Consider the following 25,850-nt stretch of genomic DNA (forward strand, 5'->3'; position numbering starts at 1 on the left):
TAGACGCTACTGGATCTTCGCGGGACGTCGCGCTGCGGCCGGCCGGTTATTGATCTGGGTCGGCTCGCGCCAGTTGGGCTCGAGTCCCATGAACTTGTCGAAGAACGCGATGGCAAGGCCCGGCTCTTCGATCATGTTCTCGCGAAACGATTGCCATACCGCCGGGTGAGAGATCGCGTCGGACGGTTGCACTTCCACCGCGCACTGTTCACGCAGGGTGGCTTTGAGCGTGCCGATGCAAAAGTGGGTCAGCACGTAACCGGCCGGCCACCAGTCGGCGATGTTTCCCGGCGACGGACGTAACTGCGTCGACGCGTCTTTCTTCAGGTGAATCGCTTTCTCGCGCAGCAAGTCGCGCAGCAGCACGCCGAACACAAACTGGAAGTAGTCCTGCTCGTTCTGACGCCGATAGTCTGCACTGCGCTCGACGACGTCGATCCACGCAAAGAATGCCGTGGTGAAATTGCGGTCGTCGATTTCGACCGGCAATGCGTGCCGTTCCCGGTACTCGTCGCAGCACCGTTGCAAAAGCTGGCGGCATAGCGTGAGCTTTTGCACACGCTTCCACGTCGCTATTTCCTGTCCTTCGATGCTACAGATCGGTTGGCTCATTCGCACAACTCCTCGCAGACGTGCAGCGCCGGCCTCAGCAAAGATGGGCGATCGCGTACTCGATTTCGTGACTCAGCGCATGCAGCGGTTCGGGGCCCTTGAGTGCCTGCTTGAACGCTGTTTCGCGTGCACCCACCACGTCGGAGAAAAAGCGCACGGCAGCGTCCGGCTCGGTGGGAATGCCTGAAGTACAGGTGTCCTTCGCGAGCGACACTAACGACAGCATCAGGAACACGTAGGCGTTCGGTTCCGTGACGAGCCACCACGGTGCGTTCACATCCGGTAGGACTTCGAAACGGGTACTGCGGATCGGTTGCGTCTCGAGCAGCGACAACACGAGTTGCGCGCATGCGAGGCATAGCGCGCTGCGCGAGGACATCGCGCGGGCCGCTTGCGGCGCCGATAACGCCGCACCCATGCGTTCGAGCGTCGTGCAGATGCGGTGCTCGAAGATCAGCACGTCGGCTGCGCCGCTTTGCATGATCATCCGTTTCGCCGCCGCGTAATACGACATCGAAAATTTGCGCAGCGTCTTTGCGGGCCCGGTGGCCATCTCGAGGTAAGTGGTGAGGGGTTCCAGCAGAACCGGTGATTTCCAGTGGTCCTGCAAGGTTGGTACAGCGTGACCCGCAAATGACTCGGCTGTTTCGATCAGATCGTCCGCCAGATGGGCGACCGATTCGAGCGACAGATAGGAGGGCGCCTTGAGCGGTGTTGCGGAAGACGCGAGCGGCGCCACGGGCCGGTCGCTTCTGAGCGGTCCGGGCACATTGCGTGCCGCGTAACGCAGTTGACGCGCACAATCGCGCAGCGCGAGCCCGAGCTGGTTGATGTCGCGGCTGAGATGCTGCGGCAAGGGCGATTTTGACTCCATGGGTGTCTCAATGTTGCAACATTTGAAGTTAAGATAGCACAAGTGTTCAGTGCATAGATTGCCTTTTTTCATCTTAGGAGCCGAGGTTGCAGAAAGCGAGTGTTGCCCCGGAAAGCGTCGAGAACGACGAACAGAATCCCGCGCGGCGTCTGCGTTTGCGGGCCGCGTGGATGTATTTCGTCGAGGAAATGACCCAGAACGAAATCGCCCTGAAGCTGGGCGTCGGGCGTGTGACCGTCGTGCGGTTGCTGGCCGCTGCGCGCGAGCGCAACGAAGTGAAGATCAGCATCGGCGATCGTCTGGCGGAGTGTGTCGAGGCAGAGCGTCTGCTCGAAAGCCGCTTCGGCATCGACGAGGCGATCGTCGTGCCGCTATCGGCGCGCGGCGCCGACGCAACCGGTCCGATCGCGGCGGCGACCGGCGCCTATGTATCGTCGCTGGTGCGTGCTGACATGCGCATTGGCGTGGCCTGGGGCCGGACCCTGGTCAGCTCGCTCGCCTTCATGAGCGAGCGCACGGTGGAGAACGTGTCCGTGGTGTCGCTGCTCGGCGGCATCATGAAAGCGCGCAAGTTCAACCCGGCTGAATTCGCCTGGCGCTTTGCGTCGTTGTTTCAGGCGGATTGTTACCTGATGACCGCACCGCTGGTAGTGGATAGCGCGGCCACGCGTCAGACCCTGATCGAACGCTGCGGCCTTGGCGATATTTTCGAACTCGCCAAGTCGCTCGACGCAGTTGTGCTCGGTGCCGCAGGCATGGGGGCGGATGCGACGGCGCATGTGTCGAAATTCATCTCCAATGCCGACCGCGCGTCGTTGTTGAAGGCCGGCGCAGTGGGCGACGTGCTGTTCAATTTCTTCGATTCCAGCGGCAAGCTGGTCGATCATCCGATCAATGAACGCGTGATGTCGGTGCCGCTCGATATCGTCAAGAAGGTACCCGTGCGCGTGATGGCCGCTGGCGGTGCCAGCAAGGTGCCGGCATTGGCTGCCGCGCTGAAGATAATCAGGCCGACTGTCCTCATCACGGACGAGTACACCGCGAAAGACGTCCTCAAGCTTGCCGGTCCTGGCTGAGCGGCACGCATCTCAAGGCGGGCGGACTGGCGTGCGCCGATCCGCCTGCTTGCCGCGCCGCCTGACGGGCATCCGCCCCATTTTCTCCGCTCCCCGCATCAAACAGCGTTCGCCTGCCCATTCGTGCGCTCGTTCGTTTTCCTCTGAACTCCCACACTCCAGATAAACCCTGGAAACGGCCATCACCGCGTCGCATGCGCGCGTCCGCGTACGGGTAAATCCCAAGCCTGAAAACGCCGCCTGCACAAAACTCGACCTTGTCCCTGGAGTGAACAAAGTGCTATTGTGAAATACATAAGTTCTATTCGATCTCGGGGCGCACAGGCGCCTGCCGATACGTCTTCGTGCGCTCGTGCGCTGAATTTCAGGAGCTATGCCCATGCACAACATCACTCCCAGCGGCCTCGCGGCCGACCTCGAAAAGCGTGCCGCCTCCGGCCGTCCGATCCGCATTGGTCTGATTGGCAGCGGCGAGATGGGCACGGATATCGTGACGCAGGTGCGGCAGATGCACGGCCTGGAAATTGGCGCGATCGCCGATCTGCGGCCCGAGGCGGCGCGCGCCGCCGTGCGAGTCGCCAACGGTGCGGACACGGGGTACCGGATGGTGGACACGCGCAGCGCGCTCGAACAGGCAATCGAAGCCGGCGAGATTGCGATTACGCAGGACGTCGACGCGGTCTGCACGAGCGGCCTGATCGACGTGGTGATCGATGCGACCGGCAAGCCCGCGGTCGGCGCCCAGATCGGCCTGCTTGCCATGGAGCACGGCAAGCACCTGGTCATGATGAATGTGGAAGCGGACGTGACCATCGGCGCTTATCTGCGCCGCGAGGCGGAGCGGCTTGGCGTGGTGTATTCGCTGGGCGCGGGCGACGAACCGAGCTCGACCATCGAGCTGATCCAGTTCGTTAGCGCGCTCGGCTATCCGATCGTCGCGGCGGGCAAGGGCAAGAACAACCCGCTCAATATCGACGCGACCCCCGACGTCTATATGGACGAGGCCAAACGCCGCAATATGAATCCGCGCATGCTGGTGGAGTTCGTCGACGGTTCGAAGACAGCCGTCGAGATGGCGGCAATCGGCAACGCCACCGGTCTCACGCCGGACGTGCCCGGCATGCACGGGCCGTCGGCGACGCTCGAGGAGTTGCACAAGGTGCTGTGCCCGGTGGCGGACGGCGGCATCCTGTCGCGCAAGGGCGTGGTCGATTACACCATTGGCAAGGGCGTAGCGCCCGGCGTGTTCGTGGTCGCGGAACTGGCGCATCCACGCCTGCGCGAACGTATGGAAGACCTGAAGCTCGGCGCGGGGCCGTACTACACGTTCTACCGCCCGTATCACCTGACCAGCCTCGAAGTGCCGCTCACCTGCGCGCGCTCGGTGCTGTACCGCCGCGCCGATATGGAGCCGTTGCCGGTGCCGGTCGTCGAGGTTTGCGCCGTCGCCAAGAAAGACCTGCAACCGGGCGAGAAGCTCGACGCGATCGGCGAATACACCTATCGCGCCTGGGCCATGACCGTGGGAGATGCGCGCACGCAGCATGCCGTGCCGTGCGGGCTGATCGAAAACGGCCGCGTTACGCAGCCGATTCGTCGCGGCGAACTGCTGACCTATCGCAACTGCGCCGTGGACAGCGATTCGCAGATCGTCGCGCTGCGCCGTCTGCAGGACGAAATGGTCTACGGCAAGCCGCTCGCGGTCGCGTAACGAACGGGTGCACCGCCCCGTCAAGGAGGATGGACATGCAGGAGATTGTAGAGGCATTGCCCACGAGGCCGGCTACGGCACTGCGCGGGGTATTGTTCCGGCACGATGCCGCGGCGCTGCGCGAAGCCTTGCGCAAGATGATTCTCGTGCGGCGTTTCGAAGAGAGCGCTGAGCAGGCATATATGCGTGGTCTGATCCACGGCACCATGCATCTTTCCATCGGCCAGGAGGCGAGCGCGATTGGCGCGACGCTGCCGCTCACGGACAAGGACTACATCACCTCCACGCACCGCGGCCACGGCCATTGCATCGGCAAGGGCGCGGACCCGAAGCGCATGTTCGCGGAGTTCTTCGGCAAGGAGACCGGCTATTGCCGCGGCCGCGGCGGCTCGATGCATATCGCCGATGTGAGCCAGGGCAACCTGGGGGCGAACGGCATCGTGGGCGGCGGGATGCCGATTGCGGTGGGCGCAGCGCTGTCCATCAAACGGCAGCGCAAGGACAGCGTGGTGATGTGTTTCTTCGGCGATGGCGCCAATAACGAGGGCGCCTTCCACGAGTCGCTGAACTTCGCTTCGATCTGGAAGCTGCCGGTGATCTTTGTGTGCGAAAACAACCGCTACGGGATGTCGATGTCGGTGGAACGTTCCACGGCGGTCACGCACATCGCACAGCGCGCGCTCGCTTACGACATGCCGGGCGTGACAGTCGACGGCAACAGCTTCGTCGAGGTGCTGAACGCCAGCGAAGAAGCTGTTGCTCATGCGCGCAAGGGCAACGGCCCCACGCTGCTCGAATGCGAGACCTACCGCTTACGCGGTCACTCGAAGAGCGACCGCAACCGCTACCGCACGCGCGAGGAAATCGACGCGTGGAGCGCGCGCGATCCGATCGTGCGATTCGAGAACGAATTGTTGCAGTGCGGCTTGCTCGATGCCGCAAGTATCGCCACGCTGCGGGAAGAAGTCGAAGCGCAGATCGAGGCTGGCCTCGAGTTTGCACAGAACAGTCCTTCGCCGGCGCGGGCCGACCTGACCCGTTACGTGTATGCGTCGACCAGTGGGAGCGAGCAATGACAGCGGACGTGCTTGAACACACGCATGCGGTGCAAGAGAAGCAGACGCACGACGCCGTGCGGGAACTGACCTACGCCCAGGCGATTCAGGAAGCGATGGCCATTGCAATGGAGCGCGACGAGCGCGTGTTCCTGATGGGCGAGGACATCGGCGTCTATGGCGGCGCATTTCAGGTCACGGGCGACCTCTATCAGCGCTTCGGCGCGGAACGGGTGATGGACACGCCCATTTCGGAACTGGGCGGCGCGGGCGTCGCGGTGGGCGCGGCCATGACGGGCTCGCGGCCGATCTACGAATTCCAGTTCTCCGATTTCGCCACGCTTGCGATGGAGCAGATCGTCAATCAGGCGGCCAAGATGCGCTTCATGCTCGGCGGCGAGGCTTCCGTGCCGCTGGTGATGCGCTTTCCAGCGGGCTCGGGAACCGGTGCGGCCGCGCAGCACAGCCAGAGTCTCGAAGCCTGGTTTGCTCACGTGCCTGGTCTCAAGGTAATCCAGCCAAGCACCCCGCACGATGCGAAGGGCCTGTTGCTGGCCGCGCTCGAAGACCCGGACCCGGTGATGATCTTCGAGCACAAGCTGCTGTACAAGAGCAAGGGGCCGGTGCCGGAGGGCTACTACACCGTGCCGATCGGCAAGGCGGCCGTGCGTCGCGCGGGACGCGACGTCACGATCGTGGCGACCTCGATCATGGCGATCCGCTCGCTGGAAGCCGCGGCGCAACTCGAGCAGGAAGGTGTGGATGCCGAAGTGATCGATCTGCGTAGTATCCGGCCGATCGACCGCGAGGCGATCATTGCCAGCATCCGCAAGACCTCGCGGCTGATCTGCGTGTACGAGGGTGTGCAGCAGCTTGGTATAGGTGCGGAGATCGCTGCAATCGCCTGCGAAAGCGAGGCCTTCGATTACCTGGACGCGCCCGTGATCCGGCTGGGCGGCGCCGATTGTCCGCTTCCGTACAACCCCGAGCTGGAAAAAGCCGCCGTTCCGCAGGTCGACGACATTGTCGCGGCGGCGCGGCGCATCGTCGGCGGGAGAGGGTGAGATGCCGACCGAAGTCATCTTGCCGCGCGTCGACATGGACATGACCGAGGGCATGATCGCCGCCTGGCATGTCAAGGAAGGCGACGAGGTACGCGAAGGAATGCTGATCTTCGAGATCGAGACCAGCAAGGCGACCATGGAGATCGATGCGCCGGCAAGCGGCATCATCCGTCAGATCAATACGCCGGTTGGCGAGTCGGTGGCGGTGGGTACGGCTGTAGCGTGGATCTATGCGGCGGGTGAGGCGTTAGTCGAGCACGGTGAGCATGGCGGTAGGGCCGCGGAGGACGACGTCGCTGCCGCTGGCACGCAAGCACCTTTGCGGGCAACCCCGGCGGCGCGGCGCCTTGCTCGCGAACGCGGGTTGCAGCTTGTGGGGATTGCGGGGTCCGGGCCACATGGACGTGTGGCTGCGCAAGATGTGCTGCGTGCGGCCATGCTAGAGGAGATGCCAGAGCCGGCAGTCACAGGAGCACCGCACACGCACCTTCTGCACAGCATCGCGTTACGCAAGGGAAGCGGCGATCCACTGGTGCTGTTGCACGGCTTCGCTGCGGAATCCAACAGCTGGCGACCGTTCTCGCAGGCGGTGGCGCGCCTGGGCGCGACGGAGGCCGGCATACTGGCGGTGGACTTGCCCGCGCACGGCAAATCGCCGGCAGAGGCGGCGGGGTCGCTGGAAGAGATGATTGCGGCGCTCGAGCACACCTTGCTCGACGCAGGCATCGAGCGTTGTCACCTGGTCGGTCATTCTTTCGGTGGCGCTTTGGCCCTGGCCACCTCGGCAAAGGCTTCACGGCTTGAGGTGCGCTCACTGGCTCTGCTTGCTCCAGCGGGTCTGGGACCCGAGAGCAATGGCCCGTTCCTGCGCGGCCTCACTGACGCGACGCGGCGCGCAAGTCTCGTCCCATGGCTCAAGCAGTTATTTGCAGACCCGGCGCGGCTGGACGAAGGCTTCATCGCCACTGCGTGGCAGCAACTGGAGAGCCCCGAGGTTCGTGAGCGGCTCGCGGTGGTGGCGGATACGTTCTTTCCCGACGGCACCCAAATGCTGGATCTGCGGCATCTGCTCAACGATCTGACGATGCCCGTACGCGTGCTTTGGGGACAGCAGGACCGGATACTGCCGGTTAGGCATGCAGACGGCTTGCCCGGCCATATCGCGGTGCACCGGTTCGCGGGTGTGGGTCATTTACCGTACGTCGAAGCCGAGGCGCAGGTGGCCCGTATAGTCGTGCAAAACATGGCATCTGCAACGGCGGCGAACACGAGCGCGCGTGTCGCGATACGATAGCGCACCATGCGACTTGTGCAACCGTTCGGCAAGGCGCGTGATGAAAGAGTGAGAGGGGAATGGATGGCGTTTTCCCCAATGATATTCCAGATGAACAATTGTATTATCCAAAGTACAAGATGTTCACATATAACTATGTTGCATGGGACATAGGAGACGACGATGGACTTTGTGCGCGGTGCCTTACTCGCCCTGGCGGTGTTCTGGGCGTTGCAGCTGGTCGGTTCATGGTTTCAGATGCGCCGCTATGGCGACGCGATCCGTGACTCTGCAAAGCGCTGGCAGAGCGGCTTTCTCGGCGTCGGCGCCTGCAAGGTCAAACTCGGACGCGGCGCGGTCGCTATCGTCGTGCTGTCCCCCGATCTGCGCGTCTGCCAGTTCCTCAGCATGTCCGGTCTCACGGTCTTCACGCGTTTCCGTCCTCATGAAGGGTTTGCCGGCCTGTCGACGAGCGAGTTCAACGCCCGACTGAAGACTTCGAAGTTGCGCCGCAGCATTGCGCAGGCTGCCACCGATGCACTCGAGCGCGCCCAACGCGCGGCACAAGCGTCTACCTGATTCCCTGATTAGATAGTTCAGCAAACTGTTGTTTCCGGTTCCGCCGGGTCACGCTGAATCACGCCTTGCGGAGCTTTTCGCGATCGTTTCGGTTTATCTGGGAGATTCGCCATGTTCATCCTCGATTGGCTCACGCATGTCGCAGAAGGGTTCATCGGCATCTTCAATGCCGGCGGTAAAACGTTTGTGGGCTTCGTAGTGGGTATCCTGCCCACGCTGATCGTGCTGTTGACCGCGGTGTACACGCTGATCGCCCTGATCGGCGAGCAGCGGGTGCAAGGCCTCGCGCGCTTCTTTTCGAAGAATGTCGTGACGCGCTATACGCTGTTGCCGCTGCTTGCGATGTTCTTCCTGACCAATCCGATGGCCTATACGTTTGGGGTTTTTCTCGAAGAGAAGCATAAGCCCGCGTTTTACGATTCCGCTGTTTCGCTGTGCCATCCGATTACCGGTCTCTTTCCACACTGCAATCCAGGCGAGCTGTTTGTCTGGCTCGGCGTGGCGGCTGGTCTCACCAAGCTGGCGGAAAGCCATACATTGGCGTTTTCCATTCCTAAACTCGCGCTGTTCTACCTGATCGTCGGTCTCGTTGTGAATCTGCTGAAAGGCATCCTGACTGAAGCGTTGACCCGGATTCTGGCTCACCGGGAAAACATCGAACTGTGATGCACTGCCGTCGCCGGCAATCCAACATCGAGACTGAGGAGACCTGAAATGGATACGAGAGCATACAGAACGGTGAAGGTCGAGCGTGGACCCAACGGCTGGGGTGGCCCGCTCCTGATTCACCCCACCGCAGAACGCAACAAGATTGTCGCCGTGACGGGCGGCAGCATTCCTGAACTGGCGAGGGTACTTGCCGAAATGACGGGCGGTGTGCTGGTCGATGGCTTCCGTACGCCGCCGCCCGAATCGGAGATGGCCGCGGTGGTGATCGATTGCGGCGGTACCGCACGCTGCGGGGTCTATCCGCGCAAGAAGATTCCGACTATCAATCTGACCTCAGTGGGTCAATCCGGCCCGCTGGCGCAATTCATTACCGAGGATACCTATGTATCGGGCGTCACGCCGGAAAACCTGACGGCGGTGGAAGACGATGCGCCAGGCGATGCGCGCGCGAGTGCCGCACGTAGCGCGAGTCACTCCACCTCGCCGTTTGCCGCGCCTGCTGGTGGCGGTGTCGTCGGCGCTGCCACGCGCGAAGCCGAAAGCTCGCGCGGCCTGATCGGCTTCATCACGCGGATCGGGCGCGGCATGGGCGGTGTCGTCAACGTGCTGTTCAATAGCGGGCGCAAGGCGATCGATACGGTGATCCGCAACGTGCTGCCGTTCATGGCCTTTGTGACGATGCTGATCGGTATCATCAATTCGACCGGGATCGGTACGGGTCTCGCCCATCTGCTGTCACCGCTCGCCGGCAACATCGTCGGTCTGATCGTGCTGTCCGCGATTTGCGGCTTGCCGTTCCTTTCTCCGATACTTGGACCAGGAGCGGTGATCGCTCAGGTGATCGGCGCGGCCATCATTGGGCCGGCCATCGGCAACGGCACGATTCCGCCGCAGATGGCGCTGCCGGCCCTGTTCGCTTACGACACCCAGGTAGGCTGCGACTTCGTGCCGGTCGGCATGGCGCTTGGCGAAGCCAAGCCGGAGACGATCCGGATCGGCGTGCCGGCGGTCCTGATCAGCCGGCAGATCATGGGCCCCATTTCGGTTCTGATCGCTTGGGCGGCGAGCTTCGCACTTTAACGGATGAGATGGAATGACTATGCATTACTACAAGACGGTGATCTCGGAGGTCGGTCCTGAAGTGCGGGACCTGCTGGAAGGCGGCGTGATGATTCTCTACGCGCATGGCGCGCCGCCTGAACTCGCCGAGGTGTCCGTGCTGCATCGGGCCGAACAGCTGCATCCGGAGGCGCCGCGTGCGGGGTCGCAGTTGCGCATCGGCGAAGTCAGTGCGTTTGTCACCGCTGTGGGGCCGACGGCATGGAACAAGGTGAACGAGATGGGTCACGTGGTGATCAATTTCAACGGTTCGAGCACCGCTGAGCGTCCCGGCGAAATCTGCGCGCAACCGGTCGACACGGATGCATTGCTCGCGTGGATCCGAAGCGGCACCGTGATCGAGATTGTCGATGTTTGATGTTGCAGACGGTCATGCCGGAATGGCGCGGTCATGAGGCAGAGTGGTGCAATCGGCTGGATGTGTTACGTGAACGAGAAGGTCCTGTCATGCTAGAAACCGCAATCGTCGTCAAGGTGAACGAAGGACTGCATGCGCGTCCCGCCACGCAGTTCGCCAAACTCGCGAAAGAGTTTTCTTGCTCGCTGCAGGTCTTTCGCGGCTCGACGTGCGCCGATGCAAAAAGCGCGGTGAAGCTCATGTTGCTCGGCGTCAAACAGGACGATCAGATTCTGCTGCGAGCCGATGGCTCGGACGAAAGCGATGCGGTGCGCCGGCTGCTGCAGTTTCTCTCGGAGCCTACCGCGGGGGTGGCGCTTGCGCGGCATGACGGGAATGGCGGCCCGGAGGAAACGGCTGGGGCAACCGGGCCTGTAGCGGCTGGGGGTCTGGCGGAAGCCGCTCAGACGCAGCAGCAGGAGCAGAAGCAGGCGCTGGTAGCGGAGGGGGCCATCGTCAGCGAGCCGCCAGTGCGTGGCGTGGCGGCGAGCGAAGGTCTGGCATACGGCGAAGCATTCGTCTATTTGCCCGAAGAGTTGCGTGCGGCGCGGCAGTTTATCGAGCCGGATGAAGTGGAAGGAGAACTGGCCCGCTTCGGCGTAGCGTTTCGCGAAGCGATCGCCGCACTTGATACGCAGTTCGAAACGATGAGCCAGCATGGCGATATCGTCGAGGCATTGACGGACGTCGCTCAAAGCGATGAGTTTTCCGGCGCCGTCAAGGATCGCATCACGTCAGGCTGGGATGCGGCCGCGGCGACGCTGCAGGTGGGCGAAGAACTCTCCGCCGCTTTCCTCGCGATGGACGATGAATATGTGCGCAGCCGTGCCGACGATATCCGCGGCATTGCGCGTCAGGTGGCGTTGCGACTGCTCGGGCGCGATGACGTGAGCCTTGCTTCATTGACCCAGCCCTGTATCGTGCTGGCCTCCGATCTGGGCGCCCTCGATTTCGCGCGCGCTTGTGTCGCTAACATCAAAGGTCTCGTGTGCATCAAGGGGAGCGCGACTTCGCATCTTGCCATCATGGCGCGTGCGCATGGCATCCCGGCAGTGTTGGGGTTGCCGGTGTCGGAGGAGCGCCTGCGCGAAGCGGCATCCGTCGCGCTCGACGGCTCGCAGGGGCACGTATGGTTCGATCCGTCGTCCGGGCTGCAGGCGGACTTTGCCGAGCGTATTTCGCAGGACCGTAACCGGCGCGCCGCATTGAGCGTGTATCGCGACGTCGCTCCGGTGACGCGTGACGGCCGGCACATCGAGATTGCCGCGAACCTCGGTTCACTGACGGAGATCGACGCGGCACTCGAAGCCGGCGCGATGGGCGTGGGCCTGTTCCGCACGGAACTGCTGTTCATGGATCGCCGCAGCTTGCCCGACGAGGAGGAGCAGTACGGCGTCTATAGCCGGCTTGCGCAGGCTTTTCATCCACGTCCGGTGGTGATCCGTACGCTCGATGTCGGCGGCGACAAGCCGGTGCCCGGCATCGTCTTCCCGCAGGAGGACAATCCGTTCCTCGGTTGGCGTGGCGTGCGCATGTGCCTCGATCGTCCCGACGTGTTCAAGCCGCAATTGCGCGCGTTGCTGCGTGCAGCAGCGGTGGGCAATGTGCGCGTGATGTTGCCGATGATCGACGACCTCGATGAAATTCGCGCAGTGAAGACGTTGCTTGCAACCTGCGCACAGGAGCTGTCCCAGGAAGGCGTGACCTACGCGCAGCCAGAACTGGGCATTATGGTCGAGACGCCGGCCGCTGCGCTCACCGCCGACCTGCTGGCGCCCGAGGTGGACTTCTTCTCAATCGGCACGAACGACCTGACGCAGTATGTGATGGCCGTCGATCGCGTCAATCCGAATCTGGCGGCGTTGTACAGGACCGATCATCCGGCGGTGCTACGTGCGATTGGCATGGTCTGCGAGGCGGCGAAGAAGGCGAACATCAGCGTGGCCGTGTGCGGTGAGGCGGCGGCGCGTCCGGAGATGATTCCGGTTCTGATCGGCCTGGGAGTCAATGAGCTCAGTATGAGTCCGTCGTCGGTGTTGAGGGCGAAGAAGATCGTGAGCGAACTGTAGGGCGCGTGAGCAAGGAAAGTCCATCGCACGTGACGGCGTAAAAATCCAATCGCTCTTTCGAGAGCCGTCAACGTCCAGGCCTGCTGTAAGGTGCCGTTCGTGCAGCCCCACGAGCGCGGGGCAATTTGCCCGATGCACCTCCAGCTTCCAATACCGAGCGAATATTTTTTTCCGGTAGATGTCGATCCTGCCGTTGGTCGATCGTCGTTACCTTGAAACCAACGTAACCCGGGAGAAAATACTGTGGACAAAGCCGACAATCCGATCCTGCAGGTTCTTGACGACTACAAAGCTGCGGTATTCGCGAAGAGCGTCGACTCGCTCGTTGCGCTGTATGACCAGGACGTGTCGGTCTTCGACATGTGGGGCGTATGGTCGTACACCGGCGTTGCGTCCTGGCGGGAAATGGTGGTGACCTGGTTCGACTCGCTGGGTACGGAACGCGTTATCGTGGATTTCAGCGACACACAAACGACCGTCGTCCAGGACCTCGGCGTTGTCCACACCTTCGTGACATACAAAGCGGTTAATGCCGAGGGCGTGGATTTGCGCTCGCTGGACAATCGGATGAGCTTGACGCTCAGGCGGAAGGGCGACGCGTGGAAAATCATCCACGAGCACACATCGTCTCCGATCGACTTCGATACGACGAAGGCTATTTTCAAGCGTTGACAGCGCATGTTCGAGAGACGGCGCCAGGTCGTGCGGGCGCTTCCTGCTTAAGCGTCTGACTTGACTCATGCATAACGGCCAGGAGAGGCATCATGAAATTTCTTCTCACGTCCGCTGGCATCAAAAACCCGAGCATCCACAACGCGCTGGTCGGAGGCGGGGATTCCCTGTATCTGTCTTACTGGATGCAGCAGTCCGAACTAGCGGACTTGTTGCCGTCGCTGCACGATCTGGTCTACGTCGGATTGAGCGCCGGGAGCATGGTGATGGCCTCCAACATCGGCGAGGAATTCCCCCACTGGACTCCACCGTCCGGAGGCGATAGCACGCCCGGAGTGGTGGATTTTTAGCTCGTCTAAGGCGTCGTGACACAGCAAAGCGGCCCACGACAGGCACTCACGCATTCTGTCCTCCGACCCGTCGCGTCAAAGGTCGAGGTGGTGAGGGTCGTCGTCGGCACGCCGAGCGTCCGATTGAAGACATCGGATACGCTTTCCTGTGGCGTTGGCTTGTCGCCGTACACAAAGATCGCGTTCGGATGCAGACGCGCGAACTCGATGCGTCGCTGCAAGGCCTGCTCGGCTGCGATTTGATCGGCCTGCGCTTGCGCACGTTGCGCCTGATCGCGCGCCGTAGCGGGATCGAGCAGCTGGTGTTCGGGCGCAATGGGCCGCGACGGCGTATTGCAACTGAGTACTACCGAGGAGCATCCCGGCTCGGCGGGAACTTCGGAGGCAGCAATCGGAGAGGCAACTTCGGGAGAGGCAACTTCGGGAGAGGCAACTTCGGGAGAGGCAACTTCGGGAGCGGCAACGTCGACACTTGCGGGCGCGGTATCCGGGGTATCGGCAGTATCGGAAGCCTGGCCAAAACACGCGCTGCTCACGCTGAGCAGCATCGCGACGGCTAGCTGTGCCACCGCAGCAGGAGCTTTAATTTGCCTTACAGAGAGCGCCATCCATTTATCCTGTAACGGGTCTATGCAATTCCGACAAGCGCGAGCCTCGACAGTTCGCGGATCGACGCACCGCGAGTGCACAAAAGACAGGAAATCGACTAGCGCAGCGTTGCCTGGAAAAACTGCACCACGTCGGCGTTGAATTGTTCATGGAACGCTGCTCGGTCGAAGCCCGGCAGGCTTTCGCAGATTTCCGGCCTCTTCTGCGACAGACGCGCATCGCACGGTGGCAGGAAGTCGTAGTGGCCTGCGTTGGCGACCACGTGATATTCGGGCGGCCGGGGCAGGTCGGCGCGTACGGCTTCCTCGTAGTAGGGATGCGGCTGATGACGATCGTTGGCGGCTCGCCAGAGCTGGACGGGGATGTGCACGCTGCTTAACCCGGCGCGGCCGAAGGCAAAACCGAACGCGGGCGCCGCGACGACTGCGGCCTTGATGCGCGGATCGTGAACCCATGCGCCGGCCGGAACATCTGCCTGGAGACGGGGATCGACGCCGGCCTGCCTCAGCGTCGCGCAGAGGTCATGCTCGGGGTGGGCGTCGCAGTACGGGGCGATCTGGGTAAGGTCCGGGGTCCCGCCTGCGGCCACGAGCACGGTGAAGCCGCCGTTGGAAAAGCCGAACGCGCCGACACGGGCCGCATTCAGCCGTCCATGCCCACGCCACCCATCAAGCATGTAGTCGACCAGCAGGTGAAGCTGGGCGGGACGGCGCCACAATTGCAACACCCGGCTCTGGTCATTGAACGTGTCGCCGGCGTGACTGACCGAGGCCACCACGAAGCCCGCATGAGCGAGAGCAAGTGCCGTATCGTAATGGCCGTCGTACCATCCGCCTCCGCCGTGCGACATCACCACCAGCGGCAGGCGACGACCCGCGACCGGAGCGCCCGGCGCCACAATCTGGGTGACGTTGCCCAACGCGTGCGGTGTCGCCGGGGTGCTGGTCGGATACCAGATCCCGGCCGTTAGCGGCGGCTCCGCGCCGTTCGCTATCTTGACCTCCTCGAAGCCGACATCGGCGGCGAAGGCAGGCGTGGCAGCCAGGGCAAAAAGAGCGGTGATCACGGCCATTAATCTCACGGCGGTCTCCTTTGTTGGCGTCGACGTCACCCCGACATGCAAAAGACCGCCGCCGGCCAAAGCGCCAGCAACCGTCGGCATTCAGGAAAGCGCCAACAGCGCGGATTGTACGTCGACCGGCAACGCTGTAGACTCGTTGAGCGCCGATCGCTCTGCTTTTCAGGAATCTGCTGCTCATAGCCGACGAGCAAACTCTCCGACCCGAGCCGGCGCGGTTCCGGGCCATGCGGAACAACCACGCGCGAGGCGCGTATGCCTTCATGGCGGCCACTCCGGCGAGGTGCTGCTAGATGAAACTCCGGCAGTTGCGTTATTTCGTGACAATCGTCGATGCCGGCAGTTTCTCGCGCGCGGCACAGGTCGCCCATGTCGCCCAGCCTGCCTTGAGCCAGCAGATCGCCGACCTCGAAGATCAGCTCGGCGTATCGCTGCTGCAGCGCAGCGCGCGCGGCGTGAACGCGACGGCCGCAGGCGAGCGGCTTTACGTGGAGGCGAGTGCGATCCTGCGGCGCGTCGAGCGCTTGCCTGAGGTCGTACGTGGACACGGCGAAGAAGTGGAGGGGTGCGTTTCCATCGGCATGGCTTTTCCTCTCGCCGCGCAGTTGGCGGGGCCGATCATGGCGGCATGCCGCATCGCGTTACCCAAAGTGCGACTGAAGCTTTCGTCCGCCGGCAGCATTCAGTTGGCTACGAGCATTCGCGAACACGCCATCGACCTCGCTGTGCTCTTCGAAGGTGAGCCGTATGCGGGTTGTGTCCGTGTGCCGCTATTCGATCGACGGCTCTTTCTTCTGCGCCGGGCAAACGGTTCGGTCAGGCCTGGATCGATCACATTTCGCGAACTCGCGGATCTTCCACTCGTATTGCCGCATCAGCCGAACATCGTGCGGCTTGTACTCGATCGGCTGTTCGCAGAGGCGGGAATCGAACCGCATGTCGCGGCTGAAGCCGACGTGAGTGCCGATATGCTCGCCGCCGTACAAGCCGGTGTCGGCGATACCATCTTGCCGCTTGGTGGCACGGACGAACTGCCTGCTAATATTTCCGCGCAAGCCATCGAACCCGCAGTTTCGCTGACGGCCAGCATCGTTTCTTCTGCGGAGACGCCGCTCGCAGCCGCTGGGGAAGCGGTGCGCGATTTCATTGCTGGCTTTGTGAAACAGCACCTGTCCGAGCACCCGGTGCCGGGCGTCGAACCGGCCGGGGAATGATCCGTCGCGAGCTATCGTGGCCGCTTATACCCGCATCGCAAGACAGTATTTTTCCCGCTTTGAAAAAACGCTCAGACTCGAGCCTTGGCATCCTGGAGACGACATGAGGTCGTCCGATGCATGGCGTGAGGTTTGGTGTGGCGAAATTAATCTATCGGGTGGTCGCCACATGCGGCGCATTGGGCGCCGGATTCCCGCGGGAATCGCTGCAAAAGGCGCTGGCTGGTGGGCGTATCGACGCCGTGATCGCCGATGCCGGTTCGATGGATGCGAGCCCGTACCACCTTGCCGGCGGTGGCCAACACTTCGAGCGTGATGCGGTCAAAAACGACTTTCGCAAGATGGTCGAAGCCGCAGAACGTATCGCGGCCCCGGTGATTCTCGGTAGCTGCGGGATGGCTGGTGGCGATCGCAATCTCGACTGGATGCTCGGGATCGCCAAAGAGGTATTCGAAGAACTCGACGTGCGTGGTGCGAAAGTGGCCGTCATCCGGTCTGAACTGGATCCGGCTATCTTGATCGACGAAGCGCGCGCCGGCGCATTGCGCCCGCTCGGCGCGGGTCCCGCACCCGATGAAGCGTCGCTGCGCGAAAGTACGATTGTCGGCCAGATGGGTATCCATCCGCTACTTGCAGCGCTGCACGGCGGCGCGAAGTATGTTTTCGCGGGCCGTTCGTGCGGCGCGGCGCTCTTCGCAGCCGATATGCTCCGCCACGGCATTGCGCCGGGGCTTGCCTATCACGTCGGGCACATGCTCGAGTCCGGCGCGCTGGCTTGCGAACCCGGCTCGTTATCGGACTGTCTTGTGGCGGAGATTTTCGACGACGGCAGCGCGGTCTTTATCGCGCCCGACGAGAACCGTTCCTGTACGCCGTATACCCTCGCCGCGCATTCGCTCCATGAGCAGGCTCATCCGCAGTTGCAGTTCTATCCTGAAGGCGTGCTCGCGATGGCCAGGACGGAGTTCTTCGCTGTCGGTGCGCGTAGCGCGGGCATTCGCAAGAGCCGCTTTTATCGCACCGGCAAGCCGTGGCCGTTGAGCATCAAGCTCGAGGGCGCGCGTCGCGTGGGTTTGAGAAAGGGGGCGCTGCGCGAGCTCAATGCGACCGATCCGCCCGATGTATATGAATGGACGCTTTATCACCTTCTTCAAAACGAGGACGTCATTCGCAACCGCATGTTTCCCGTTCACTACTACAGCGCAAACGGCCGCGAATGGAGCAGGACAGGGGAGGCTAGAGCAGCGTACTTCGACGTGGGCGAACCGGCCGGCACGCAAAATCTCGACGACAGGACTCTCTGCGCGATCGAGGACGTGCCGCCATTAGCGATGCCGTCCGGAAGCCGGCGTCTGCTGGACATCGCCCGCGTGATCCGGAGCAGGAACGCAGGGATCAACCGGATGACATTCGACTTGCTGTTCGTATCGAAGGACGCGTACGAGGCGGCGTTGCGCTCGAATTTCTTCTGCGCGCGCAAGGTGGCGGACGAACTCGGCGTCGAGCTGACCTCAATCGTGGGCACTTATTTCGTCGACAACTGCAACGCGATCAAGATTACCGTGGAGCGGCCGATCAATTCGGTCTCGCTCGGGCCTGGTGAACGCGGTGAATTCGGCACTCGACAGCAATCCATGCTGGAGCGGCTGGTCATTCCAACGTTTGCAGACAGCTAGCAGATCGCTTCACAACAGCGCAAGACTATTCGGCAATATCGTCGTTGCGCAGACTCAAGAAAATCAGCACGAGCGCAAATGTCGCGAAGAACCGGAACGCGCTTTCTTCGCCATTCCACGTAGTGGACATCCACATTCCGAACCATTCGCCTCCCACCGACATGAACGCGACCTGCCACGTCAGGAACCCGAGCGTGAGTCCGGCAATCGCCCAACGTTTTGACCGGTTGAATGCGCTGTGGTCCGAGCGGCGCGCGCGCCACATGGTGAACGTGCCGATCCAGCAGCACACAGCAGTCACGGTCTCGAGCGCAATGATCAACACATAGCCGGCGTTCTGGATGGCTGGCGACGTTATCGCGCGATAACCGATCGCACTGCCAGGAAAGATTGTGTCCATGCGGAAGACGTGCTGCACGAACGCGAGGTTGCTGCCGTAGTCGGTGAGATTGCCGAAGCTCACAAGCGACGCGAGCAGCGCCATGGACATCACGAGCAGCAGTTTAGAAACACGGATAGTCACGATGACCTCGCTTTGGCGAAAACGTCCTGTTGAGCCATAGCTTATAACGGCTGATGAACGCTCGTAGACCTGCCGCAAGCCACGCGGCGGCATGCAGCATTTTTCACGTCGACACTTAGCGGCGAATTATCGGCACCTGGCCCCAGTCGTTCTAATTCCCACCTCATATTCGCGGCCTAGATTGTCTGCGTGATCAGACCGTCGAGCGACGGCTTGGTCCAGAACGCGTAGACGTGGCCAGGAAAATGCCGCCGTCGTCGGAGCGGCCGCCCCCATTTTCATTTGATTTTTTGCCAGGAGCTCACCATGCAGAGCCTTAACTGCGAACTTACCTACCAAAGCCGGTCACGAGCCGCGAGAAAAATATATCGCCGCGCTTCGCCGACGGAGATGGTCTACATGCAGACGCACACTAATGTGGTGAGCCGGAGCACGATCACCGGCGCGATCAACCGGGAGCAATTTGACGCTGCCGTAGCGTGTCTGGAAGCTCGCTACGGCATTCTCCGTGCGGTCGTCGAGGATGGGCAATTCGTGGAGCGGACGGACAACTGGCAGGCAGTCGAATCGTGGTTGTCTGCCGACAGGTGTTCCGCCGACGTCCTGTATGAGAAGTTACTGAATGCCGAGTTGGATACGCGAAAAAAAGTCTACTCTATCCACGCCATTGCCGGCGACGATACGCTCGACGTCTTCATGCTGAGCACCCATGCGGTGACAGACGCGACTTCGCTGGTCGAACTGCATGCCTGTCTTGCTTACATGTGCGATTGCATTGTGCGCGGCATAGCTCCGGCGTTTGAGACACAGCCCTTTCCGAGCCCACTCGACGCGGCCGTGAGTCAAAGCCTGGCTGCGCTTCCTGCAGACCGTATGTGCGACCCCATTGCGCATTCGGGGCGATTTGCGAAGATCCCGCCGCGGGCACGGGTGCGGCAAGATGGAGAGCCTCCGAGGCGACGCCTCGAGCGGACGGTGATCCAGTTCGACGCCATGCAAAGAATTCACGCCGCAGCCCATGCACACGGCTCCTCGGTGCACTCGCTTCTGCTCGCGGCGTTTGCCCTCGCGATTCGTGACGTGGCGGGGGAGCAGCCACGGCAGATGCTGCTGCGATCGAGCGTGGATATGCGCCGCAGGCTTGAACCGCACGCTTCACCGGAGCTCGTGTTTACGGCTATTACCGGACTCATCACACGGATCCCTGATCTGGATCGTCCATTTTTCGACATTGCGAAACTCGTATTTAACGATATCCACGAGGGTGCGACCAACGGTTCAGTGTTTCATACTTACCTGAATTACCCGAAATTGTTTTGCGGAATGCAACAACCGCCGGTTGCGCTCAATGTCTCCGATATGCAGGCGATCCGATTTCGTTGGCCAACGCAGCAGCTGAAAGTGACCGGCTTTGATTATGCGTGTGGCCTGAAGAATTTCCCCAATGTTTCGGTGGCGATTTTCGACGGATTGCTGGTCGCAAGCACCGTGTACTCGGACGAGTTCATCGACCCCGCGGTCATGCGGGCGATCTCGGAAAACGTCGTGAGGCGACTGGAATCCGCTTGCCAGTAGCGGCAGCCCGCGCTCCGCGGGCTGGAAATCGCCATGGGCAGTGCGAGCTATATGCGCTGCTTATATTGGCATCAGCAGTCGGTATTTTCGCCATTCCCCAAAATCCTGCACACTGCGCCCCGTAGTATCAAGACGACCACTTGTCGTGATTCGATCCAGGGCAAAACCAGGCGCGGGGATGCGCAAGACTCTTCACAAACGTGAATTCAAGGTGATTTAAGCCCAACACAATACGTTATGCGAATCAACAGGGGGATTTCCAGTTTCAATAGCGCGCGACCCAAATGGAGCGAACGCTATTCAGAACGGTGGGACATCATGCGAGTTTTACTGGTTGAAGAGGATCTTCAGATTGGCGAAAGCCTGCTTCGCGCATTGAAGGATGCGGATTGCAGTGTCGACTGGGTTCGCGACGGCAAGGCCGGCAGCGTGGCCATCAATACGGCCTATTACGCCGTCGTATTGCTCGATCTCGACCTGTCGGGCGCAGGCAGTCTCGATCTGCTACGTTCGTTGCGTGCGGCGGGCAACGACGTCCCTGTGGTGATTCTCACCGCGCTGGACGATCTGGAGACGCGTGTGCGCAGTCTTGATGTCGGTGCCGACGATTGTGTACTGAAGCTGATCGAAGTCCGCGAGCTTCTTGCGCGAATCCGGGCGGTATTGCGTCGCAAGGCCGGCTATGCGACCTCGCGGATCGGCGGCGAGTCGCTCAACCTCGATCTTAACAAACGCCTGTTGTGCTGCAACGGCGTAGCGTCGTCGCTCTCTGCGCGCGAATTCGCATTGATGCACGCATTTCTGGAGCGGCCCGGCATGGTCCTGTCGCGCGGCCAGCTCGAAGACCGGCTATACGGATGGGGCAAAGAGGTGGAAAGCAATGCCATCGACGTGCTGATTCACGCGATGCGCAAGAAGTTCGGCCAGTCCCTGATCCGCAACGTGCGTGGAATGGGTTGGACAGTAGTCCATTGAGATTCTTCGGACTGCGACCCATAGCGTGTTAATTCCGGGCTAATTCAGCGGCTTTAAAGTTTGTATCGGGCAATCAGCCTTATCCGGCAACGCCACGAGAAATGCCCATTCAACGCATATATGGAGTGTCCAATGAAATCCGCAAAAATCCTCTCAGTCGTGATCTGTTTAGCCATCCCTCTCGCAGCCAGTGCGCAAGAGTCCAAAGTGAGCCCGGCGAAAATGACCTGTGCGGACTTTACCGCCGTCGACGAGGCATACCGGCCCGCATTGATCTACTGGGTCGCCGGCGTCGACAAGCTCGGTGTCAGGGAAACCGACACCATGGTGATCGATACGGCGCATCCAGTGGGAGAGGCGGTACTCGAGGAGTGCACGAAGGACCCGCAGGCTCCGTTTATGTCGAAAGTCAGGTCCATGATCAAGGCCAAAAAGATTTCGCTGTTCGCGCATCGGTAAGTCGAGTGCCTTTGATCCCGAGCATCACCGCGGCCAACACCACAATCCCGATGACAATTCCCGATAGCCGCATGAGCGCGGGTATCGGATCGGACGACCAGTGGTGATCCTGGATAAACACCATGATGAACGCAATGGTGAATTGACGGCCTACATAGCTTGCTCCTTCGCGTCCCGTCTGCACGTGGCATCCGGCCCACACGCCGATGGACAGCGCGAGCATGCACAACACCGCTTGCCCGTGCATCAGAGGGAGCAGCGCCACACCCAGCACACCGGCCAGCAGGCAGCCGGCTACACGTTGCACCATCTTTTCCATGACCGGCTGCTGTGTTCTGTCTGCCGCCAGACCCGGCGGCACGATCAGGACCGCGATCGCCGTGACCATGGCTTGCGCGAAACCCGGGAGGTGCAGAACATAAGTCAGGGACGCAAGGATGGTGATGGACACTGCAGCCTGCACGCTCAGCAGCATGCGGGCTGGGTGTGTCGATGCTAAAGGGGGTGTTGAAGCTGAAGCTGAAGCGGGAGCTTCGCCCGACGTGGACTCGGCCGCGGCACGCGCGGTTGACGTCTCCACTGGTTTCCTGTTCGTCCGGTACCACCTCGGCCCGAAATGGAACACGCTTGCTACCAGCAGGCAAGCCAGCGTCCCAACCGCGACCTCGGCGACGCGCAATGCCGCAAACAACGCGGTCGCCTGGAAGGACTCGAATTTGTGTGCTTCATACGTCACCATCAGGGCAGTCACTCCGCCCAGAATCCATGCGTAGGCCGCTTTGGACCCGTTGGCCCCATACACCGCGACACCGCCCATCAGTCCTAACGCGGGCACAAACAGCCACGGACGGTCCCCAATCCACGGTCCCATCAGGGTTCCAAGCGCAGCGCCGATCACCGTGCCCATGATGCGGTGGGCGGCACGTTGCACGGAACCGGCAAAGCTCGTTTGCGTGACCGCGAAGCCGCTGATTGCGGCCCACCACGTGTCGGACAGACCCAACGCGTTGGCCAGCGCGACAGAGAGCGCGACGGACAGCACGGCTTCGGCCGCGAACGTCGCGCGCGCTCTGGAAGGCTTCCAGGCCGCCAGTTCACGCCCGAGCGCGAAGGCAGCCGTGCGGCAGAGTTGGGCAAGGGTGCCGATGAGCCTCATCATCTTCCAATGAACAAGGGGTCACGTCAGGCGAAACGCCTCATTATCCTCCACCGGTTCTTGCAGGGTATGAAGCGGAGCTACCCGGAACGGGACGCGGCCCGATCGCAGGTCTTCCTGCAGGATCATCCCGATTGCGGTGCGGTCTACTTTGCCCTGTTCAGTCAGCGGCACGCGATCGGTTACAACGATACGAATCCGGTTTGCGACCAAAGCACCGAACTCGGTTTTGAGCCGATGCAGGCATCGCGCGACGTCGAGTTGCCCAGCAGCCCACGGTACGACCAGCGCGCTCCAGACGTATTTGCCGGCAGCATTGCTTGCGGTCAGCGCTACGGCATAGCGAATGTCAGGGCAGCGGCATAGGACATCCTCGATGTGGGTTGGGGCAATCGTCAGTCCATCGATTTCCGCGACGTCGGCCGCGCGGCCGAGGACGTGCAGATTACCAGCCTCGTCGATAAATCCGACGTCGCCGGTCAGGCACCAGCCACCCTGAAACTTTTGTGCTTCCTCGACGGGTTGATGGTAGTAACCATCCGCCATACCGGCCGACCTGACTTCCATGGTGCCGCACTGTCCCGCACGCGCTAACGTTCCATCGCCGCGACGCAAACGCACCTCGACGCCAGGCCGGATACGCCCCGCGCAATCCAGCAGGTCCGGATTCTTTTCGTACGCGGACGGCGGCAGAATGCTGACGAGCCCGGTTTCGCTCGCCCCGTACATATGGGTGAGCACCGGACCGAGCCGCGCAATCGCACGTTGCCGCAATACCGCAGGCGCCGACCCGCCGACGTGCGCAATGGAGCGTAGCGACGACAGATCGCGCCGCGAGACGTCCGGGTGGTCCATTGTTTCGAACAGTTGAGGCTCGACCAGCAGCACGTCGGTGATGCGCTCCGATTCGATCGTCGCGAGCGTCTCTGCGGGATCGTAGCGAGGCTTCAGCACGACCGTACCGCCGCCGATGAGCGTGGTATCGACGAGCACTTGCGACAGGTAGGCGAGCGGGCCATTGACCAGTTGTCGCCGGTCTTTGTCGTTGGCTGTGCCGACCATCTTCGAATACGTGGCGAAGGACCGCCGGCTGCATTTGGGGACCCCCGTCGTGCCGCCCGAAGAGACGACTACCGCGAGGTCATCCGGCCTCGGTTGTCTGCGCAGCGGCAGATCCGATTGCACTCGCGCGAGTCGGTCCAGCGATGAAGACGCAAAGCCCACACCGACGAAGACCACGTGGCCATCGACCGGATCGGGAATAAGGTGAGCGGTTTCCGGGAAGAGAACGAGGAGCGTGGGTCGTACGCGGGCTAGCATCGCTGTGCGCTTGCCGGCATTCACGGACGCCGGCAGGAACATCGTAGCCGCGCCCAGGAGGTTTGCTGCGTAGCGAATCGCCAGCGCGTCCGGGCAATTGGGTGCGAGCATTGCAATCAGGGCGCCGCGGTCGACGCCCAGCGCCGCGAGCGCCCGCGCATAGCGAAAGATGGCGCTTCGCAGGGTTCCGCCCGTGACGTCGTGATCGAGATAGCGCAACACCGCTCGATCAGATTGTTTTTCCAGTTGATCGAGCAAGACATCAACATAGGAGAGAAAGGATAAATTCCGGCCGCTTTCCATGATCGCTCCGCTGGGTGAGGTGTGATTCGATACGCGAATCAGTCTGTGGAGTGACGCATTGTGGGTTCGGAAAATGAGAGGGGAATTAGCTCATGGGCGGCGGGATGGGTTGCAGCGCAGCTCAAGCTGTCGCAGACCGCCGTTTTGCGACCAGCGTTTCGAGCAGACGCGTTAGCGTGATGAAGCGCTCGTTTCGGCCCGCGGGCGACGACTGACGGGTCGCTAGCCCGCGTCCGTTATATTTTCTGATCAGGAGACCGCGCCGGAGCCGTACTTGCCCACCAGTAACGCGCCGCTGGCGAAGCGGTCGAGAGCGTATGGTGCGAGAGAAACGTCGGTGGGCTGACCGAGCGCATGCTGGGCGAGAATTTTGCCGATGCCTGGCGAGAGCTTGAAGCCGTGTCCGGAGAAGCCGAAGCCGACTACCAGCCCCTCGATATCGGCGACCTTGCCCAATACCGGATTCCAGTCGGGCGTCACGTCGTAGACGCCAGTCCACGACGAAGCGAGCCCCGCCGCTTCGTAAGCGGGAAAGCGTTCGGCGACCTGGGCGCCGACTTCAGCGACATAGTCGAGCGAGATCTGCCCTTGTTCCGTCTCCGGCGAGCTTAGTGTTTCGCCGACCACACCTTCGGACACGAGCATCTGGCTGCCGCCATAGCTGCGGTAATAGAGCATGCCGGCCGAGCCCAGGTCCTTGAACGCCGGCATCGTGAACGAGTATGCGGCACCCTCGCATTCGAGGGCGAGCACCGTGTGACGCTCCGGCTTGACCGGTAACGGCATGCCGATCCAGGCGGCAAGCTCCGGTGTCCAGATGTTCTGCGTGCTGATGAGCGTGCCGCAACTGAAACTGCCTGCGCTCGTCTCGACGCCGGTGATCCGGCGTCCTTCGCGGACGAGTCCCGTCACCGTGACGCCTTCCATGATCTTGACGCCGCGCCGGCGCGCCGAACGGGCAAAGCCGGTGGCGACCAGATAGGCGTCGGCAAAGCCCGCTTCCGGTTCGAAGCCGATCAGCGCGGCGTCGTCGAAGCTCGCGATCGGCAGGCGCTCGCGCGCCTCGCCCTTGTCGAGCAACTGCACTTCGATGTCCATGTCCTGCTGCGCGGCGAGCGAGGCGCGCAACGGGTCGAGCTTGTCGCCCTCGGGCGCGCAGATCAGATAGCCGCATTTGACGAGGCCGCAGGACGCCTCGTCGTCGCCGACGTATTCGGCGAAATTGTTGAATGCCCACCACGACGAACGCGCAAGTTCCACGTTCTGGCGTACCGAATAGTGCGTGCGCAGCAGCCCGGACGACTGGGAGGTGGTGCCCGCGCCGATCGTGCCCCGCTCGATGACGAGCACGCTCTGCGCCCCGAGTGCCGCAAGATGATGGGCAACCGACGCGCCAATGACGCCAGCGCCGATCACGATGAAATCGTAGTGGCTCATGTGGA

At 61.9% G+C, this 25,850-nt stretch carries 25 protein-coding genes; 17 read left to right on the forward strand and 8 right to left on the reverse strand.

The window, feature by feature from the left end; genetic code table 11:
* Positions 1-6: 6 nt before the first annotated feature.
* On the reverse strand, positions 7-612 hold the full coding sequence (locus P3T24_RS03850; RefSeq protein WP_074268637.1) for a hypothetical protein: 606 nt from the start codon (positions 610-612) through the stop codon (positions 7-9).
* Positions 613-646: 34 nt separating this feature from the next.
* Positions 647-1,486, reverse strand: coding sequence for a hypothetical protein (locus P3T24_RS03855; protein WP_074268636.1), 840 nt, complete (start codon positions 1,484-1,486; stop codon positions 647-649).
* Between the two features lie 86 nt (positions 1,487-1,572).
* Between P3T24_RS03855 and P3T24_RS03860 the strand changes: the two genes are divergently transcribed.
* The 12 genes from P3T24_RS03860 (at position 1,573) to P3T24_RS03915 (ending at position 13,520) form a co-directional block, all read left to right on the forward strand.
* Positions 1,573-2,562 (forward strand): sugar-binding transcriptional regulator, encoded by a 990-nt coding sequence (locus P3T24_RS03860; RefSeq protein WP_429410025.1) that lies wholly within the window; start codon positions 1,573-1,575, stop codon positions 2,560-2,562.
* A 379-nt stretch (positions 2,563-2,941) separates the two neighbouring features.
* Positions 2,942-4,273: an NAD(P)H-dependent oxidoreductase gene (locus P3T24_RS03865; protein WP_429432559.1), complete on the forward strand. Its 1,332-nt coding sequence runs from the start codon at positions 2,942-2,944 to the stop codon at positions 4,271-4,273.
* Positions 4,274-4,308: 35 nt separating this feature from the next.
* A complete protein-coding gene (locus P3T24_RS03870) occupies positions 4,309-5,349 on the forward strand; it encodes a thiamine pyrophosphate-dependent dehydrogenase E1 component subunit alpha (RefSeq protein WP_429432562.1) in 1,041 nt (346 codons plus the stop codon).
* Positions 5,346-6,392 (forward strand): alpha-ketoacid dehydrogenase subunit beta, encoded by a 1,047-nt coding sequence (locus P3T24_RS03875; RefSeq protein WP_429432565.1) that lies wholly within the window; start codon positions 5,346-5,348, stop codon positions 6,390-6,392. The genes P3T24_RS03870 and P3T24_RS03875 overlap by 4 nt, the downstream gene beginning before the upstream one ends.
* A 1-nt stretch (position 6,393) precedes the next feature.
* Positions 6,394-7,686 (forward strand): acetoin dehydrogenase dihydrolipoyllysine-residue acetyltransferase subunit, encoded by a 1,293-nt coding sequence (locus tag P3T24_RS03880; protein ID WP_429432568.1) that lies wholly within the window; start codon positions 6,394-6,396, stop codon positions 7,684-7,686.
* A 162-nt stretch (positions 7,687-7,848) separates the two neighbouring features.
* Complete coding sequence (locus P3T24_RS03885; RefSeq protein WP_429432571.1) at positions 7,849-8,244, forward strand: transcriptional regulator GutM; 396 nt, start codon at positions 7,849-7,851, stop codon at positions 8,242-8,244.
* A gap of 111 nt (positions 8,245-8,355) precedes the next feature.
* Positions 8,356-8,910: a PTS glucitol/sorbitol transporter subunit IIC gene (gene srlA, locus P3T24_RS03890; RefSeq protein ID WP_429432573.1), complete on the forward strand. Its 555-nt coding sequence runs from the start codon at positions 8,356-8,358 to the stop codon at positions 8,908-8,910.
* Between the two features lie 48 nt (positions 8,911-8,958).
* Positions 8,959-9,993, forward strand: a complete 1,035-nt coding sequence (gene srlE, locus P3T24_RS03895; protein WP_074268628.1) for a PTS glucitol/sorbitol transporter subunit IIB — start codon at positions 8,959-8,961, stop codon at positions 9,991-9,993.
* 13 nt (positions 9,994-10,006) lie between these two features.
* A complete protein-coding gene (locus P3T24_RS03900) occupies positions 10,007-10,390 on the forward strand; it encodes a PTS glucitol/sorbitol transporter subunit IIA (RefSeq protein WP_074268627.1) in 384 nt (127 codons plus the stop codon).
* An 89-nt stretch (positions 10,391-10,479) separates the two neighbouring features.
* Positions 10,480-12,498: a phosphoenolpyruvate--protein phosphotransferase gene (gene ptsP / locus P3T24_RS03905; protein WP_429432576.1), complete on the forward strand. Its 2,019-nt coding sequence runs from the start codon at positions 10,480-10,482 to the stop codon at positions 12,496-12,498.
* Between the two features lie 243 nt (positions 12,499-12,741).
* Positions 12,742-13,170 (forward strand): YybH family protein, encoded by a 429-nt coding sequence (locus P3T24_RS03910; RefSeq protein ID WP_429432579.1) that lies wholly within the window; start codon positions 12,742-12,744, stop codon positions 13,168-13,170.
* A 92-nt stretch (positions 13,171-13,262) separates the two neighbouring features.
* Positions 13,263-13,520 carry a Type 1 glutamine amidotransferase-like domain-containing protein gene (locus P3T24_RS03915; RefSeq protein ID WP_429432581.1) on the forward strand — a complete coding sequence of 86 codons (258 nt, stop codon included), beginning with the start codon at positions 13,263-13,265 and terminating at the stop codon, positions 13,518-13,520.
* A 5-nt stretch (positions 13,521-13,525) separates the two neighbouring features.
* Here the strand turns inward: P3T24_RS03915 and P3T24_RS03920 are convergent, their stop codons facing one another.
* Positions 13,526-14,128, reverse strand: coding sequence for a hypothetical protein (locus tag P3T24_RS03920; protein ID WP_429432584.1), 603 nt, complete (start codon positions 14,126-14,128; stop codon positions 13,526-13,528).
* Between the two features lie 98 nt (positions 14,129-14,226).
* Entirely contained in the window at positions 14,227-15,291 is a 1,065-nt protein-coding gene (locus tag P3T24_RS03925; RefSeq protein ID WP_429432587.1) for an alpha/beta hydrolase family protein, read from the reverse strand.
* A 209-nt stretch (positions 15,292-15,500) separates the two neighbouring features.
* Between P3T24_RS03925 and P3T24_RS03930 the strand changes: the two genes are divergently transcribed.
* Together P3T24_RS03930 and P3T24_RS03935 are read left to right on the forward strand one after the other, a co-directional pair.
* Positions 15,501-16,421, forward strand: a complete 921-nt coding sequence (locus tag P3T24_RS03930) for a LysR substrate-binding domain-containing protein (protein WP_074268621.1) — start codon at positions 15,501-15,503, stop codon at positions 16,419-16,421.
* Between the two features lie 137 nt (positions 16,422-16,558).
* On the forward strand, positions 16,559-18,097 hold the full coding sequence (locus P3T24_RS03935) for a DUF4387 family protein (RefSeq protein WP_429432589.1): 1,539 nt from the start codon (positions 16,559-16,561) through the stop codon (positions 18,095-18,097).
* Between the two features lie 25 nt (positions 18,098-18,122).
* Here P3T24_RS03935 and P3T24_RS03940 read toward each other — a convergent pair whose 3' ends face one another.
* Positions 18,123-18,620 (reverse strand): DUF2165 family protein, encoded by a 498-nt coding sequence (locus P3T24_RS03940; protein WP_429432592.1) that lies wholly within the window; start codon positions 18,618-18,620, stop codon positions 18,123-18,125.
* A 306-nt stretch (positions 18,621-18,926) separates the two neighbouring features.
* Between P3T24_RS03940 and P3T24_RS03945 the strand changes: the two genes are divergently transcribed.
* From P3T24_RS03945 to P3T24_RS03955, 3 genes are all read left to right on the forward strand, one after another.
* Entirely contained in the window at positions 18,927-20,195 is a 1,269-nt protein-coding gene (locus tag P3T24_RS03945) for a phthiocerol/phthiodiolone dimycocerosyl transferase family protein (RefSeq protein WP_429432594.1), read from the forward strand.
* Positions 20,196-20,513: 318 nt separating this feature from the next.
* Positions 20,514-21,170, forward strand: coding sequence for a response regulator transcription factor (locus P3T24_RS03950; protein ID WP_429432597.1), 657 nt, complete (start codon positions 20,514-20,516; stop codon positions 21,168-21,170).
* A 132-nt stretch (positions 21,171-21,302) separates the two neighbouring features.
* Entirely contained in the window at positions 21,303-21,629 is a 327-nt protein-coding gene (locus tag P3T24_RS03955) for an HdeA/HdeB family chaperone (protein ID WP_074268618.1), read from the forward strand.
* Here the strand turns inward: P3T24_RS03955 and P3T24_RS03960 are convergent.
* From P3T24_RS03960 to P3T24_RS03970, 3 genes are all read right to left on the reverse strand, one after another.
* Positions 21,592-22,788, reverse strand: coding sequence for an FUSC family protein (locus P3T24_RS03960; RefSeq protein WP_429432600.1), 1,197 nt, complete (start codon positions 22,786-22,788; stop codon positions 21,592-21,594). The two genes, P3T24_RS03955 and P3T24_RS03960, sit on opposite strands and share 38 nt — an antisense overlap.
* 18 nt (positions 22,789-22,806) lie before the next feature.
* Positions 22,807-24,408: a class I adenylate-forming enzyme family protein gene (locus P3T24_RS03965; protein WP_429432603.1), complete on the reverse strand. Its 1,602-nt coding sequence runs from the start codon at positions 24,406-24,408 to the stop codon at positions 22,807-22,809.
* 249 nt (positions 24,409-24,657) lie between these two features.
* Positions 24,658-25,845 carry an NAD(P)/FAD-dependent oxidoreductase gene (locus tag P3T24_RS03970; RefSeq protein ID WP_429432606.1) on the reverse strand — a complete coding sequence of 396 codons (1,188 nt, stop codon included), beginning with the start codon at positions 25,843-25,845 and terminating at the stop codon, positions 24,658-24,660.
* Positions 25,846-25,850: the final 5 nt, after the last annotated feature.

Origin of the sequence: Paraburkholderia sp. GAS33 (genome assembly GCF_050436645.1) — a bacterium.
In the GTDB taxonomy this organism is placed as follows: Bacteria; Pseudomonadota; Gammaproteobacteria; order Burkholderiales; family Burkholderiaceae; genus Paraburkholderia; species Paraburkholderia phenazinium_B.

Bases quoted from the DNA above. Each gene is read 5' to 3' on its own strand.
- P3T24_RS03930 (WP_074268621.1), top strand. From the start codon at position 15,501: ATGAAACTCCGGCAGTTGCGTTATTTCGTGACAATCGTCGATGCCGGC.
- ptsP (WP_429432576.1), top strand. From the start codon at position 10,480: ATGCTAGAAACCGCAATCGTCGTCAAGGTGAACGAAGGACTGCATGCG.
- P3T24_RS03945 (WP_429432594.1), top strand. From the start codon at position 18,927: ATGCAGAGCCTTAACTGCGAACTTACCTACCAAAGCCGGTCACGAGCC.
- P3T24_RS03875 (WP_429432565.1), top strand. From the start codon at position 5,346: ATGACAGCGGACGTGCTTGAACACACGCATGCGGTGCAAGAGAAGCAG.
- P3T24_RS03915 (WP_429432581.1), top strand. From the start codon at position 13,263: ATGAAATTTCTTCTCACGTCCGCTGGCATCAAAAACCCGAGCATCCAC.
- P3T24_RS03850 (WP_074268637.1), bottom strand. From the start codon at position 612: ATGAGCCAACCGATCTGTAGCATCGAAGGACAGGAAATAGCGACGTGG.
- P3T24_RS03960 (WP_429432600.1), bottom strand. From the start codon at position 22,788: ATGATGAGGCTCATCGGCACCCTTGCCCAACTCTGCCGCACGGCTGCC.
- P3T24_RS03970 (WP_429432606.1), bottom strand. From the start codon at position 25,845: ATGAGCCACTACGATTTCATCGTGATCGGCGCTGGCGTCATTGGCGCG.
- P3T24_RS03870 (WP_429432562.1), top strand. From the start codon at position 4,309: ATGCAGGAGATTGTAGAGGCATTGCCCACGAGGCCGGCTACGGCACTG.
- P3T24_RS03955 (WP_074268618.1), top strand. From the start codon at position 21,303: ATGAAATCCGCAAAAATCCTCTCAGTCGTGATCTGTTTAGCCATCCCT.
- P3T24_RS03920 (WP_429432584.1), bottom strand. From the start codon at position 14,128: ATGGCGCTCTCTGTAAGGCAAATTAAAGCTCCTGCTGCGGTGGCACAG.
- P3T24_RS03880 (WP_429432568.1), top strand. From the start codon at position 6,394: ATGCCGACCGAAGTCATCTTGCCGCGCGTCGACATGGACATGACCGAG.
- P3T24_RS03925 (WP_429432587.1), bottom strand. From the start codon at position 15,291: ATGCCGACGGTTGCTGGCGCTTTGGCCGGCGGCGGTCTTTTGCATGTC.
- P3T24_RS03855 (WP_074268636.1), bottom strand. From the start codon at position 1,486: ATGGAGTCAAAATCGCCCTTGCCGCAGCATCTCAGCCGCGACATCAAC.
- P3T24_RS03950 (WP_429432597.1), top strand. From the start codon at position 20,514: ATGCGAGTTTTACTGGTTGAAGAGGATCTTCAGATTGGCGAAAGCCTG.
- srlA (WP_429432573.1), top strand. From the start codon at position 8,356: ATGTTCATCCTCGATTGGCTCACGCATGTCGCAGAAGGGTTCATCGGC.
- P3T24_RS03865 (WP_429432559.1), top strand. From the start codon at position 2,942: ATGCACAACATCACTCCCAGCGGCCTCGCGGCCGACCTCGAAAAGCGT.
- P3T24_RS03965 (WP_429432603.1), bottom strand. From the start codon at position 24,408: ATGGAAAGCGGCCGGAATTTATCCTTTCTCTCCTATGTTGATGTCTTG.
- P3T24_RS03885 (WP_429432571.1), top strand. From the start codon at position 7,849: ATGGACTTTGTGCGCGGTGCCTTACTCGCCCTGGCGGTGTTCTGGGCG.
- srlE (WP_074268628.1), top strand. From the start codon at position 8,959: ATGGATACGAGAGCATACAGAACGGTGAAGGTCGAGCGTGGACCCAAC.
- P3T24_RS03900 (WP_074268627.1), top strand. From the start codon at position 10,007: ATGACTATGCATTACTACAAGACGGTGATCTCGGAGGTCGGTCCTGAA.